The 13,224-nt window shown below is 70.1% G+C and carries 13 protein-coding genes and 1 pseudogene; 8 read left to right on the top strand and 6 right to left on the bottom strand.

The annotated features are described in order from the left end of the window. Positions 1-742 (bottom strand): annotated as a pseudogene (locus tag WAE60_RS11380) (flagellar hook-length control protein FliK); the annotation flags it as partial. Between the two features lie 403 nt (positions 743-1,145). Here WAE60_RS11380 and flgK point away from each other — a divergent pair. The 4 genes from flgK to WAE60_RS11360 all read left to right on the top strand — a co-directional run bounded on the left by flgK (position 1,146) and on the right by WAE60_RS11360 (position 5,985). Beyond that, positions 1,146-3,260 (top strand): flagellar hook-associated protein FlgK, encoded by a 2,115-nt coding sequence (flgK, locus tag WAE60_RS11375; protein ID WP_337686492.1) that lies wholly within the window; start codon positions 1,146-1,148, stop codon positions 3,258-3,260. Between the two features lie 9 nt (positions 3,261-3,269). Next, the gene (locus WAE60_RS11370) at positions 3,270-4,193 is read left to right on the top strand and encodes a flagellin (protein ID WP_029914106.1); all 924 of its coding nucleotides are present in this window, start codon (positions 3,270-3,272) and stop codon (positions 4,191-4,193) included. Between the two features lie 204 nt (positions 4,194-4,397). Next, positions 4,398-5,609 (top strand): tRNA 2-thiouridine(34) synthase MnmA, encoded by a 1,212-nt coding sequence (gene mnmA, locus WAE60_RS11365; RefSeq protein ID WP_337686499.1) that lies wholly within the window; start codon positions 4,398-4,400, stop codon positions 5,607-5,609. 244 nt (positions 5,610-5,853) lie between these two features. Further along, on the top strand, positions 5,854-5,985 hold the full coding sequence (locus tag WAE60_RS11360; RefSeq protein ID WP_255347301.1) for a hypothetical protein: 132 nt from the start codon (positions 5,854-5,856) through the stop codon (positions 5,983-5,985). Between the two features lies 1 nt (position 5,986). On the opposite strand, the gene WAE60_RS11355 is transcribed toward WAE60_RS11360, so the two are convergent. After that, a complete protein-coding gene (locus WAE60_RS11355; protein WP_231499487.1) occupies positions 5,987-6,517 on the bottom strand; it encodes a sugar transferase in 531 nt (176 codons plus the stop codon). 222 nt (positions 6,518-6,739) lie between these two features. On the opposite strand from WAE60_RS11355, the gene WAE60_RS11350 reads away from it, so the two are divergent. Next, positions 6,740-8,017: a hypothetical protein gene (locus tag WAE60_RS11350; RefSeq protein WP_337686490.1), complete on the top strand. Its 1,278-nt coding sequence runs from the start codon at positions 6,740-6,742 to the stop codon at positions 8,015-8,017. A 21-nt stretch (positions 8,018-8,038) separates the two neighbouring features. On the opposite strand, the gene WAE60_RS11345 is transcribed toward WAE60_RS11350, so the two are convergent. Both WAE60_RS11345 and WAE60_RS11340 read right to left on the bottom strand, forming a co-directional pair. Next, positions 8,039-8,251: a hypothetical protein gene (locus tag WAE60_RS11345; RefSeq protein ID WP_337686489.1), complete on the bottom strand. Its 213-nt coding sequence runs from the start codon at positions 8,249-8,251 to the stop codon at positions 8,039-8,041. Beyond that, on the bottom strand, positions 8,248-8,751 hold the full coding sequence (locus WAE60_RS11340; RefSeq protein ID WP_029914117.1) for a helix-turn-helix domain-containing protein: 504 nt from the start codon (positions 8,749-8,751) through the stop codon (positions 8,248-8,250). The genes WAE60_RS11345 and WAE60_RS11340 overlap by 4 nt, the downstream gene beginning before the upstream one ends. Before the next feature lie 219 nt (positions 8,752-8,970). Between WAE60_RS11340 and WAE60_RS11335 the strand changes: the two genes are divergently transcribed. Further along, positions 8,971-10,173 carry an acetyl-CoA C-acyltransferase gene (locus WAE60_RS11335; protein WP_029914120.1) on the top strand — a complete coding sequence of 401 codons (1,203 nt, stop codon included), beginning with the start codon at positions 8,971-8,973 and terminating at the stop codon, positions 10,171-10,173. Between the two features lie 98 nt (positions 10,174-10,271). On the opposite strand, the gene WAE60_RS11330 is transcribed toward WAE60_RS11335, so the two are convergent. Further along, positions 10,272-10,895: a DUF3617 family protein gene (locus tag WAE60_RS11330; RefSeq protein WP_029914122.1), complete on the bottom strand. Its 624-nt coding sequence runs from the start codon at positions 10,893-10,895 to the stop codon at positions 10,272-10,274. 78 nt (positions 10,896-10,973) lie between these two features. Between WAE60_RS11330 and WAE60_RS11325 the strand changes: the two genes are divergently transcribed. Continuing rightward, positions 10,974-11,243, top strand: a complete 270-nt coding sequence (locus WAE60_RS11325; protein ID WP_029914124.1) for a GNAT family N-acetyltransferase — start codon at positions 10,974-10,976, stop codon at positions 11,241-11,243. An 87-nt stretch (positions 11,244-11,330) separates the two neighbouring features. Here WAE60_RS11325 and WAE60_RS11320 read toward each other — a convergent pair whose 3' ends face one another. Then, positions 11,331-12,197: a LysR family transcriptional regulator gene (locus WAE60_RS11320; RefSeq protein WP_029914126.1), complete on the bottom strand. Its 867-nt coding sequence runs from the start codon at positions 12,195-12,197 to the stop codon at positions 11,331-11,333. A 109-nt stretch (positions 12,198-12,306) separates the two neighbouring features. On the opposite strand from WAE60_RS11320, the gene bla reads away from it, so the two are divergent. Further along, positions 12,307-13,221 (top strand): class A beta-lactamase, encoded by a 915-nt coding sequence (gene bla / locus WAE60_RS11315; RefSeq protein ID WP_337686486.1) that lies wholly within the window; start codon positions 12,307-12,309, stop codon positions 13,219-13,221. Positions 13,222-13,224 lie beyond the last annotated feature (3 nt).

Here is a 13,224-nt window from a genome sequence, read left to right as displayed (position 1 = left end):
TCTTGGCCTTGGCGGCGGCCGCGGCGGCGGCGGCCAGCTCGGCGGCCGAGGCGGCCGGCGTCTGCGGCAGGTCGAGGACCGGAGCGGTCTCGGCGGCGTCCGTCGCCCCGGCGGCGGCGGGAACGGCGGTTTCCTGGGCGGCGGCGGTCTGGGCGACGACCGGGGCGAAGACGGTGTCGGCGGCGACGGGAGCCTGGCCGGCCGTCGCGGTCGCGTCGGCGGCGGCGTCGGTCTTCACGGTCTGGGTCGTCGGCGCCTGCATGGCGGCGATCAGGGCCGCGGCGGCCGCCAGGGCGGCGGCGTCGGCCTGGCCGGTGGTCGCGTCGGCCGCCTGGCCGTCGTCGACGGTCGTGTCGGCGTCGCTCTTGGCGTCGGTCTTGCTGTCGGCGGTCGGGGCGTCCGAGGCCTTGGCGTCGCGCTGGTCGGCGTCGGCGACCTTGGTGGGCGGCTTGGCGTCGCCGGCCTTGTCCGAAGCGTCGGCGGCGCGATCGGCCTTGTCGGCCTTCGCATCGGCCTTGGCGTCGGCGGCCTTGGCGCTGGAGGCTTTATTGTCTTGCGCGCGGTCCGCGGCCTTGTCGGCGGCCTTGCCGGCGTCTCGCGCGGGGGCCTTGTCGTTCGCGGCGTTGGCGCCGCCGGCCTGGGCCAGCAGGGCGCCGAAGCCGTCGGCCGCGTCCTTGTCATAGCCGCCGGCGATCGCCGGGGCCTGGGGCAGGACGGAAGTGGGTGCAGCGATCGCGGTCATGCGTCGATTGGGTCCACGGAGGATGGCGGCCCGAAGAGGACACGCCTTGATCCGGCCATCCCTCAGCAACCGCCGGGCCAACTCGTGCCGACGCCATAAGGTGTTGTTTTATTTGATTTTAATCTTGCATTTACGACTTCGGATAGGCCGACCACGGCGTTTTTTGCCGGGCCAAACAGGGTTAACGGGACCAGGCTTGCCGCGTCGTCGCGTCCCACCCGCAGTTGGCGCCCTCCTTGCGCATACGTTCTTGTCGCTCGCTCGACGTCAGGAACGAATTGCCATGAGTTTCAATGGCTTGCACATCGCCGAAGGGGTCGAACCCCGCAACGCCCGGCAGTTTTCGCCGGGCAAGGTCGCGTCGTGCCGTTCGTGGTTTGCCGAGCTGGCCGGAGAATAGACCATGTCGTTGAACACCATCTTGAACGTCGCGACCTCGGGGATGATGGCCAGCCAGACCGGCTTGCGCGTCGTTTCCGACAACATCGCCAACATCAACACCGCCGGTTACGTCCGCAAGACGATCGCCCAGTCGAACCTGGTGTCGAACGGCATGGGCGTGGGCGTCAACATCGACGCCATCAAGCGGGCCACCGACAAGTTCATGGCCGCCGCCAGCCTGAACGGCGCTTCGGACTCCGGGCGCACGGGCGCGATCGCGACCGCCATGGACAACGCCCAGAAGCTGTTCGGCGACCCCAGCGCGACCGACAACTTCTTCGCCACCCTGGACGACGTCTACGCCGCCTTCTCCATGGCCGTGGACGACCCGTCCTCGACCCTGCTGCGCAGCAGCGCGGTGACCAAGGTCGAGGACTTCCTCGGCGAGAGCAAGCGCATCACCTCGTCGCTGTCGAGCCAGATCAAGGACACCGACAACCGCATCGGCGCCGACGTCGACCGGGTCAACGACCTGCTCAAGCAGATCGACGCCCTGAACGTCGACATCACCCGCGCCAAGATGGCGGGCGCGGACGGCACCGGCTCCGAGAACGTCCAGAGCGGACTGATCAACGAGCTGTCGACCTACATGAACATCCAGGTCAGCGACCGCGCCAACGGCGGGGTCATGGTCCGTTCTGGCGAGGGCGTCACCCTGGCCGGCAACGGCCCGGCCACGATCGCCTACAACCAGTCGGGCCCGGCCAACGGCTATCTCACCGTGGTCACCGCCAACAGCGGCGGCCAGGTCATGCCGCTGGCCGTCACCAACGGCGAGATCCAGGGCCTGCTCCAGCTGCGCAACACCGAGCTGCCCAACCTCTCCGACCAGCTGGGCGAGTTCGTCAGCCGCGCGGCCGAGGAGATGAACCGCGCCTCCAACGCCGCCAGCTCGGTCCCCGCGCCCAACAGCATGACCGGCAAGGACCTGGGCCTGGACGCCAACACGGCCTTCGCCAACTTCACCGGCAAGACCACGATCGCCATCACCGACCCCAACAGCGCCATCGTCCGGCGGATCGACATCGACTTCGGCGCCGGGACCATGACGGTGAACGGCGCGGCCGGCCCGGCCTTCATCAACACCAACTTCCTGACCCAGCTGAACACCGCCCTGGGCGGCACGGCCACCGCGGCCTTCGCCAACGGGCAGCTGAGCCTGAACACCACGGCCGCGACCAACGGCATCGCCATCGTCGACGACGCCACCACGCCCTCGAGCAAGGCCGGCAAGGGCTTTTCCCAGTTCTTCGGCCTGAACGACATCATCCGCTCGGACGGCTACTCGCCCTACGAGACCGGCATGGTGGCCGGCGACCAGAGCGGCTTCACCCCCGGCCAGACCATCACCCTGCGCCTGACCGACGGCGACGGCAGCCGCATCCGCGACATCCAGGTGGCGATCCCCACGGGGACCGGCACGATGCAGGAAACCATCGACGCCCTGAACTCGCGCAACTCGGGCGTGGGCCTCTACGGCTCCTTCGCCCTGGGCTCGAAGGGCGAGCTGACCTTCACCTCCAACAGCGCCTCCCCGGTCAACCTGTCGGTGGTCGAGGACAAGACCCAGCGCGGCGTCGGCGGCCCCTCGCTCAGCCAGCTGTTCGGCGTGGGCATGAGCGAGCGCAGCACCCGCGGCGGCCTCTACTCGGTCGACCCGGCCATGGACGCCAACCCCGCCAAGCTGCCGTTCGCCAAGCTGGACCTGACCGTGGCGGCTGGCGTGCCGGCCCTGGCGGTCGGCGACGGCCGCGGCGCCCTGGCCCTGGCCAAGGCCGGCGACAGCACCACCACCTTCGCCAACGCCGGCGACACGGCCGGTTCCAAGAAGAGCGTGCTGAACTACGGCGCCGACTTCAGCGGCTCGATCGCCCGCAAGGCCGCCTCGGCCACCAGCCGCAAGGAAGCCGCCGACTCCGTCAAGACCGAGGTCGACGCCCAGCGCCAGTCGCAGGAGGGCGTCAACCTCGACGAGGAGCTCGTCAACCTGACCACCTACCAGCAGGCGTTCAACGCCTCCGCCCGCCTGATCCAGGCGACGAAGGACATGTTCGATGTCCTCACCAATATCGTTTGAGGTTAAGCCATGACCCGCGTCTCCACCTCCGGCAACTTCGGCGTGATGACCAGCAACCTGATGCGCGCGCAGGTGCTGCAGAACATCGCCGGCGAACAGGTCTCCAGCCAGAAGAACGCCAACGACCTGAAGGGCTACGCCAAGAACGCCGAGGTCCTGACGGCCATGAAGACCGCCCAGGCCAAGGTCGCCGGCTTCCTGGACCAGACCTCGCTGGTCGCCAACCGCCTGGACGTCCAGGACATCGGCATCGGCCAGATCGCCGACGCCACCCAGGACGCCCGCGACGCCATCGCCAACGCCATCGCGGCCGGCAGCGCCGAGACCCTGATGCAGCAGCTGAACGGCGCGTTCGGCGACGTGGTCCAGGGTCTCAACAGCAAGTTCAACGGCCGCTACGTGTTCGCCGGGGCCAAGTCCGACACCATGCCGACCACGGCCACCAGCATGGCCGACCTGACCGCCGGTCCGCCGATCGCCACCCTGTTCACGAACGACCAGTACATCACCAGCAACCGCATCGACGACACCACCTCGGTCGATACGGGCCAGCTGGCCGACAAGCTGGGCACGGGCGTCTACGGCGCCTTCGCCCAGGTCCAGGCCTATGTCGACGCCAACGGCCCGTTCACGGGCAAGCTGACCGAGGCCCAGAGCCAGTTCCTGCAAGGCCTGCTGGCCCCCTTCGACACCGTCAAGAAGGACCTGACCATCGCCCAGGCCCAGAACGGCCTGAACCAGAAGCGCTTCGAGACCGCCCAGACCGACCTCTCGGCCCAGGCCGACACCCTGACCACCATGGTCGGCGGCATCACCGACGTCGACATGGCCGAGGCGGTCACCCGCCTGGAATCGGCCAAGCTGGCCGTCCAGGCCTCGGCCCAGGTGTTCGCGTCCCTGCAGAACTCGTCGCTGCTGAACGTGCTGAGGTAGGGCTGGGCGGAGGGACGCCCCCTCCGTCGGGCTTCGCCCGCCACCTCCCCCGTTTCACGGGGGAGGAGAGACCGCCTGGAATCCTCCTCACCTGTGAAACGGGGGAGGTGGCGCGATGCGAATACGCAGCGTGACGGAGGGGGCGTCACCGCCCGCGACACCCGCAATCTCGCAAAACCGGCCCTGAACCGCTATATGGCCGCGATGGACGCCGACATCGCTCTTCTGGACACCGCCACGACCACCGCCTCCGCCCTCGACCGCGCCGTCGAGCAGGCGCGCGCGGCCGTGGGCCTGCCGGTCGGGACGCGGATCGTCGCGGCGATGTCCGGCGGGGTGGACTCCACCGTCACCGCCGCCCTGCTGGCCAAGGCCGGCTACGACGTGGTGGGCGTGACCTTGCAGCTCTACGACCACGGCGCGGCGATCTCGCGCAAGGGCGCCTGCTGCGCCGGCCAGGACATCATGGACGCCCGCATGGCGGCCGAGCGGATCGGCATCCCGCACTACGTCCTGGACTACGAAAGCCGCTTCAAGGAGCAGGTGATCGAAGACTTCGCCGACGCCTATCTGCGCGGCGAGACGCCGATCCCGTGCGTGCGCTGCAATCAAACTGTGAAGTTCCGCGACCTGCTGGACGTGGCCCGCGACCTGGGCGCCGAGGCCATGGCCACCGGCCACTACGTCCAGCGCGCCATGCCGGCTTCCGGCGGCAACCGCCCGCAGCTGCGCCGCGCCGCCGACCCGGCCAAGGACCAGAGCTATTTCCTGTTCGCCACCACGCCCGAGCAGCTGGACTTCCTGCGCTTCCCGCTGGGCGGCATGGACAAGCCGACCGTGCGCCTGGTGGCCGCCGAGCTGGGCCTGGCCATCGCCGACAAGCCCGACAGCCAGGACATCTGCTTCGTGCCCGAGGGCAAGTACACCACGGTGATCGACCGGATCCGGCCGCAGGGCGCCCTGCCCGGCGACATGGTGCACATGGACGGCCGCGTGCTGGGCCAGCACGAGGGCGTCACCCGCTACACCATCGGCCAGCGCCGGGGCCTGAACATCGCCGTCGGCGACCCGCTGTTCGTCGTCAAGATCGACGCCGACAAGCGCCAGGTCATCGTCGGCCCGCGCGAGGCCCTGCTGACCCAGGCGCTGTCGCTGAAGGAAGGCAACTGGCTGGGCGCCGAGGACAGCCTGGAAGCGGCCGCCGCCAACGGCGCGCCGGTGCTGGCCCGCGTGCGCTCGACCCGCGAACCCGTCCCGGGCCGCCTGGCCCTGGTCGACAATGAACCGCGCCTGGTGTTCGACGTGCTGGAAGAAGGCGTGGCCCCCGGCCAGGCCTGCGTGCTGTACGACCCCGCCGATCCCGAGCGCGTCCTGGGCGGCGGCTTCATCGTGGCCACCGAGCGGGCGGCGCTCTAGGCGTCGCCCCTCGCTCGCCGACGCCTCGAAAATCGGCAAACGCCGCACTTTTCAGCACATTATTGACGACACTGTCAAAACGGCGTCGGCCGACCAATAGTCACGCTAAAATAATTGCCCTCTGCACCGAAAATTCACGTCGCGAGCGAGTGACATACGAAACTTTTATGGCATCTAGAGCGTATCTACTGTGCGCTGCCGTCAAGCTTTTTGACGCTGCTGTAGAATTCGGAGTTGTAGGCCCATGGCTACCGCCGCCTATACTGACAAGCGTCACCAGGACCGGCACGTTTCCTTGACCCGCCTGACGGTGATCGTGGCCAACCTGGCGCTCTGGGCCAGCCTGATCGCCGGCGTCGTGCTGGTCGCGGGCTGACCTAGTCGACGCCCTGTTCCTCGCGGAACAGGCCCTGGACCGCGTACAGCCCCGCCACCTTCAGGTCCTCGAACACCGACCATCGGGCCACATAGTCCAGCTCGGCGCTCCATGACGGCTCGCCCTCGCCGGCGCGGGGCCAGATCATCCCCGGCCGCGCCTCCAGACGCCGCGCGTAATCCGGCAGCCCCTGGCTCAAACTGACATACTGCGACGGCGACTGCGGCCTGGGCCCGATCAGCGACATGTCGCCGTCGATGACGTTGACCGCCGAGGGCAGGTCGGCCAGCCCCGCCTGCCAGAGCGCCCGGTCGAATACGGTCTCGCCGTCAGCCGGCCGGTGAAGACGCCAGCGGCCGAAGATCGCGCCGCCCAGGCCGACGGTCTGCTCGCACGTGAAGACGGGCCCGCTCCGACTGCAACGGATCGCGGCGATCATCAGCACGCCCACCGGTAGGAAGAACACCAGGACGAGGACCGCGCCCAGCACGTCCAACACCCGCTTGCACACGCTTCCGGCGGGACCCACCACGCCGACACGTTCCCTCGCTTCACTCAACGCGAACCCCACTGCACACCGGGCGCCCCCGCCCGAGCGTCCCACGCGAGGGCTTGGACGCTCGAGGGCTTGGAACGCATTCGAAGCGTCGAGGTTCCGACCGAACGTCGGGATCCGAGGCCCGCCGTCTCCGGCGGCCGATATTGCGGCCCGCGCGGAGCGTCCCTACTCTGCGGACCGGGATTTGGGGGCTTCATGCGTATCGTGAGTTTGCTGGCCGTCGCGCTCGCGGCGGCTTCGACCGGCGCCCTCGCGGCCGACCTGACGGCGACCGTGCCGGGCTACACCTATTTCCACCGCGCGGGCGCGACCTTGGCCGACCACGACGCCGCGCTGCGCGGCTGCATCGAGCGGACAGCCCGAACCATCTCGCCCCCGCCGCCCGGCGTCGTGTCGTTCCGCGGCCCTCCTAAAGGCCCGGCCACCGTCAAGGTCGTGGCCGACATCGGCAAGGGCGCGTTCAACGACGGCATGGTCTTCGAGAACATCCACGCGGCCAACATCGAGAACTGCATGGTGGTGCTCGGCTGGGACGTGCGCCAGGTGGACGTGGCGGAGGGCGCCCGCCTGGCCGCCCTGCCGCGCGCCGCCAAGGCCGAATGGCTTTCGTCCCAGGTCGGCGCGCCTCGGCCGGCGAACCCCGCCGCCCGGGCTTTCGCCAACGACGCCCACTGGGGCTCGACCCGGATGTTCGCCCCCAGCGCCCGCCCCGTGAAACCTTCGCTGAGCCTGGCGACCCAGCCCGCGACGACCGTCAGCTTCACCTGGCCGCCCGCCGGCGACGCGCCGCCGATCAAGGCCCTGAAGACCGAACAGGTCGCCGCCGCGCCGGCGGACGCCGCCCTGGTGCTCGTCCGCCTGTCCGGCAAGACGCTCCAGGCCGGACAGCAGCTGGTCTTCAGGCGGACGCACGCCGGTCCCGCCGATACGGCGCCCGACACCTTCGTCGCCGCCTTGCCGTCCAGATGGCTTCCGGCCGACGGCGAGACCTACGACACCGTCCAGGCCTTCGCCGTCCCGCCGGGCGAGTGGCGCCTGTCGGCCATGCGGCGGGACGGGATCACCGTCGACTTCTGCCTGGGCCAGCCGGTCTTCCCGGTCGCCGCCGGCGGAACCGTCTTCGCGGGCTGGTACACGCTGGGCGACCTGCAATGGGGCCCCAGGCTCGATCCCTCGGCCGCCCGGAGCGCGCTCCCCGCCGATCGCGTCGGCCGCCTGAAGGCCGCGGCCTACGCCAACGGCGCGACCGGCGAGTGCGGAGGCACGTACATCTATGCGCTGGAGATCCCCGGCGCGCCGTTCGTCGAGGGCTATCGGGACGGCACGGCGGCCACGCCGGCTCCAGGCCCGGGCGCGGTCGGGCCGAGCCCGCCGCCCGCCACGCCGCGCGCACCCGGCGACCCACCGGCCTCGACGCTCGAGCCCGAGCCGCTGACGCCGATCAAGCCGTCCTTCGGAAGACGACAGGACTAGGCTCCAGGCCCGTCGCGGGGATCAGGCGATCTCGTCGAACCGCAGGCCGATCTTGAACAGGCAGTAGCCGGTCTCGTCGACCAGCCGCGCCACGTCGGGGGCGGTGTCGGCGCGTTGGCGCGCGAGGGTGAAGCGCCAGTCCTCGGGGTCGGCCCCGTCCGGGAACCCCGCCCCGTCCGCCGTCACCAGCCGGTAGGCCGGCTTGGTCCGGTGGACGTGGAAGCGGTAGCTCACTCGGCGGCGATCCCGATCGAGGCCTCCAGGGCCTCGCCGACGGTCAGGGCCTGTTCCTCGTGGATCACCCGGGACAGGTCGCGGCCGTCGACGATCTCGCCGCAAGCCTCGCAGGCCAGCTTGGGATGGAAGTCGCAGCCGCACTTTTTGTGGACGAAGTGCACCGGCCCCTTGCCCACGCCGTAGACGTGCTGGTCGCCCCACTCGGCCATGGTCAGCAGCACCGGCGACAGGGCCCGCCCCTTGGGGGTCAGCACGTATTCCTGGCGCGGCGGACGCTCCGAATAGCGGCGAGGCTCCAGCACCCCGTGGGCCACCAGGCTCTTGAGGCGGGCGGCCAGGACGTTGCGGGCCACGCCCAGCCGTTCCTGCCACTGTTCGAACCGCTTCACGCCCTGGAAGGCGTCGCGGAGGATCAGCAGGGTCCACGGATCGCCGACGACCTCGAGGGTGGCGGCGATGGCGCAGCGTTCGTTGGTGTAGTCGGCGGTACGGCCCATCACGCGAAGGTGAAGCCTTCCGCCAGGGAATGCAAGGGTTGCTTTTGCAGACCCACGCGAGTAGGTTTTTTATAGCAATTGACTCTCTCGGTTGCGCACTGCGCGGCGACGGCGGGATATCCGCATCCTCCGTCGCCCGCTTTTTGCGCGAAACCCTTGCGCTCGACGCGCCAAAGAGGGTTTATTCCGCCGCAAAATCCCCAAGGGTGGAGCCTAACCATGTCCGAGACCTACAAGCCTTCTGGCGATCCGGTCGTCATCGTCTCGTTCGCCCGCACGCCGATGGGTGGGTTCCAGGGGGCGTTGGCCGGGGCCAAGGCCACCGAGCTGGGCGCGACGGCGGTGAAGGCGGCGATCGAGCGGGCCGGGGTCGCGGGCGACCAGGTCGAGCAGATCTTCATGGGCTGCGTCCTGCCCGCGGGCCTGGGCCAGGCGCCCGCCCGCCAGGCCGCGGTCGGGGCGGGCTTGCCGCTCTCGGTCGAGGCCACCACGGTCAACAAGATGTGCGGCAGCGGCATGCAGGCCGCGATCATGGCCCACGACGCCCTGGCGGCCGGCAGCGCCGAGATCATCGTGGCCGGCGGCATGGAGAGCATGACCAACGCCCCCTACCTGCTGACCAAGCACCGCTCGGGCGCGCGCATCGGCCACGACCAGATGTGGGACAGCATGTACCTGGACGGGCTGGAGGACGCCTACACCCCCGGCAAGCTGATGGGCGCCTTCGCCGAGGACAGCGCCGCCACCTACCAGTTCGGCCGCGAGGCCATGGACGACTACGCGGTCAAGGGCCTGGCCAAGGCCCAGAAGGCCGTGACCTCGGGCGCCTTCGACGCCGAGATCACGCCGGTGACCATCACCACCCGCAAGGGCGTCGAGACCGTCAGCCAGGACGAGCAGCCGCTGAAGGCCGACGCCGCCAAGATCCCCACCCTGCGCCCGGCCTTCAGCCGCGACGGTGGGATCACCGCCGCCAACTCTTCCTCGATCAGCGATGGCGCGGCCGCCCTGGTCATGACGCGCGAGAGCGTGGCCAAGCGCCTGGGCCTGCCGATCGTCGCCCGGGTGGCCGCCCACGCCGCCCACGCCCACGAGCCGGGCCTGTTCACCACCGCCCCGGTGCCGGCCATGAAGAAGGCGCTGAAGAAGGCCGGCTGGGACGTCGCCGACGTCGACCTGTTCGAGGTCAACGAGGCCTTCGCCGTGGTCGCCATGATCGCCCAGCAGGAGCTGGGCATCCCCGACGACAAGCTGAACGTCAACGGCGGGGCCTGCGCCCTGGGCCACCCGATCGGCGCCTCGGGCGCGCGCATCCTGTGCACCCTGATCTCGGCCCTCCAGGCGCGCGGCGGCAAGAAGGGCCTGGCCTCCCTGTGCATCGGCGGCGGCGAGGCCACCGCCATGGCGGTGGAGCTGGTCTAGGGCGACCTACCCAAACGCACCCAATCGGTGTCATCCCGGAAGCCTCGTAGAGGCTGTCCGGACCCAGGAGACTGGGCTGATGCGGTGCGCGGCCGCCCCTAGCCGCCCGAGACCGCCTTGGTCAGCAGGTTGATCCGCCGGCCGCCGGGCATCTCGACGTCGCCGCCGGTCCAACCGGCGGGACAGGCCCCCGACCATTCGGCGGTCATGCCCATCTTGTGCTCGCCGTTCATCGCCGGGGAGGACGCGCCCGAGGTGACGCTGGTGACGTCCATGACGTAGCGGGTGTTGAAGTCGCCGACGACGTGGATGGTGCTCTCGGTCTTGCCGCCCGGCCCCATGTCGCAGGTCGAGACCACCGTCCAGCCGCCGTCCGCGCCGCGGGTCATCGACTTGCGCTGGCAGCGCTTGTCCTCGGCCTGGGTGTCCAGCCCCATCTTCTCGTCGCTGGTCTCGTCGACGCAGAAGCGGAAGCTGCGGGTGAAGCCCTGGGCCTTGAGGGTCATGGTCTGGGTCCACAGGCCCGGCTTGCGCTTGGGCCATTGGGTCGGGGCCGGGGCGGTCGCCGCCGGAGCCGGCGCGGCGGCTCCTGGCGCGGCCGGCGCGGCGGTCGTCGCCGTTCCCGCCTTGGGCGCCTCCGCCGTCTTGGTCTCGGATTTCTGACCGCAGGCGGCCAGGGCCGCCAAGGTTCCGCACGCCACGAACACCGCTAGAGACCGCATCGCCCACCTCTTTCGCGCGTTAGCCCCCAGACCCATAACAACCGTGGCGCCCCGCGCCGTCCAGCCCATATGCGAGTCATGACCGAGGCCTTCAGCCACAACCCCGCCAAGAGCCGCTACGAACTGGAGGTCGACGGCCTGATCGCCTTCGCCGACTACCAGCGCAGCGGGCACCGCCTGGTGATCCCCCATGTCGAGGCCGACCCCGCCCTGCGCGGCACCGGCGCCGCCGGCCGCCTGATGCAGCAGGTCGCCCAGACCGCGCGCGGCGAAGGGATGAAGATCGTGCCGCTGTGCAGCTACGCCGCGGCGTGGCTCAAGCGGAACGATCCGGAGATGATCGCCTAGCCCCGCGCGGGGACATGCGCTTGTGCGTGTCCCCCAAATCTCGCACCGCGTCTGTTGGGGACACGCCGCAAGGGCATGTCCCCGATCCTAGGCGGCCTGCTCCGTCAGCCAGTCCCGGAACGCCGCCAGGGCCGGCGTCACCGCCCGCGACTTCAGCCAGGTCAGCCAGTACATCCCCGCCCCCACCTCCAGGGCGAACGGCCGCACCAGCCGGCCTTGCTCCAGGTCGCGGGCGAACATCATCGACGGCGCCAGGGCCACGCCCGCGCCCTGCATGGCCGCCTCGACCATCACCCACGAGCTGTCGAACACCGGGCCGCGGATCGGCGGCGGGGCTAGGCCGGCGGCGGCGAACCAATCGGGCCAGTCGTCGGCGCGGTAGCTGCGCAGCAGCATCTCGGACTTCAGCGCCTCGGGCGTCCTCAGCCGCTCGGCCACGACCGGGGCGCACAGCGGCGTCATCGGGGCGGCGAACAGCGGCGTGGCCTGGGTGCCGTGCCAGGCCCCGTCGCCGAACCGCACGGCGCAGTCCAGCCCCTCGCCGGCGATGTCGATGCGGTTGTTGTTGGTGAACAGGCGCAGGTCGACGAACGGATGCGCCTCCCGGAACGCCGGCAGGCGCGGCAAAAGCCAGCCCACCGCGAAAGTGCCCACCACCCCGACGCTGAGCACCTCCATCACACGACCGGCCGAGAACCGCTCCAGCACGTCGCCCATGCGGTCGAAGCTGTCGCGCACCACCGGCAGCAGGGCCAGGCCCTCGTCGGTCAGGGCCAGGCCGCGCGGCAGACGGCGGAAGAGGCTCGCCCCCAGCCTCTGCTCCAGCCCCTTGACCTGGTGGCTGACGGCGGCCTGGGTCACGCACAGCTCTATGGCGGCGCGGGTGAAGCTCAGATGGCGGGCCGAGGCCTCGAAGGCCCGCAGGGCGTTGAGGGGAAGTTGCGCGCGGCTCATCCAAACCCCTCCATCCCTTTGACCCAAAATTTTCTAGGGTTTCGCGCGAAGTATCATCGTTTGATCGCGGGGTCACCCATCGATCATCTTGCGCGCCATGGAGGACCCGATGATCGACCGACGCCAAGTGTTAACGGCCCTTTCCGCCCTGCCCGCCCTCTCCTTCGCCGCGCCCGCCGCCTCGGCCGCGACGGCGCGCCTGACCAGCGGCATTAGCCGAGGTATCGCCGCCCTGGAGGCCCGCAGCCACGGCCGGCTGGGCGTCTCGGTGCTGGACAGCGCCTCCGGCAAGACCTTCGCCTATCGGGGCGACGAGCGTTTCGCCATGTGCAGCACCTTCAAGGCGCTGGTCGCGGGCCTGATCCTCAAGCGGGTGGACCAGGGCCAGGAGCGGCTGGACCGCCGCATCCCCTACGGCCGCGAAGTGCTGCTGGCCCACTCCCCGGCCACCGAGAAGCATGTCGGCCAGGGCATGACCGTCGGCGCCCTGTGCGAGGCGACGGTCACGCTCAGCGACAACGCCGCCGCCAACCTGCTGCTGATGTCCTTCGGCGGCCCGCCCGCCCTGACGACCTTCGTGCGGGGCCTGGGCGACAAGGTCACCCGGCTGGACGAATACGAGCCCACGCTGAATGTCGTCAGACCCGGCGAAATCCACGACACCACCTCGCCCAACGCCATGCTGGCCACCCTGCGCGCCCTGACCCTGGGTCCCGTCCTGTCGCCGGCCTCGCGCCGGCAGCTGGTCGACTGGCTGGTCGCCAACCAGACCGGCGACGCGCGCCTGCGGGCCGGCCTGCCCGCTGATTGGAAGAAGAAGGGCTGGAAGGTGGGCGACAAGACCGGCAGCTGGGGCGACGACAAGTTCGGGACCACCAACGACATCGCGGTGGTCTGGCCGCCCGGGAAACCGCCGCTGCTGATCACCGCCTATCTCAGCCGCTCCACCCTGGACAACGACGGCCGCAACGCTGTGATCGCCGAAGTCGCGCGCCTGGTCACGGCTGAGGGTTTCGGGTCGTAAAAG

The organism is Caulobacter sp. CCG-8, assembly GCF_037402475.1.
Taxonomy (GTDB): Bacteria; Pseudomonadota; Alphaproteobacteria; order Caulobacterales; family Caulobacteraceae; genus Caulobacter.
Note: the sequence above shows the minus strand (reverse complement) of the source record. Positions and strands in the feature narration are given on the sequence as shown.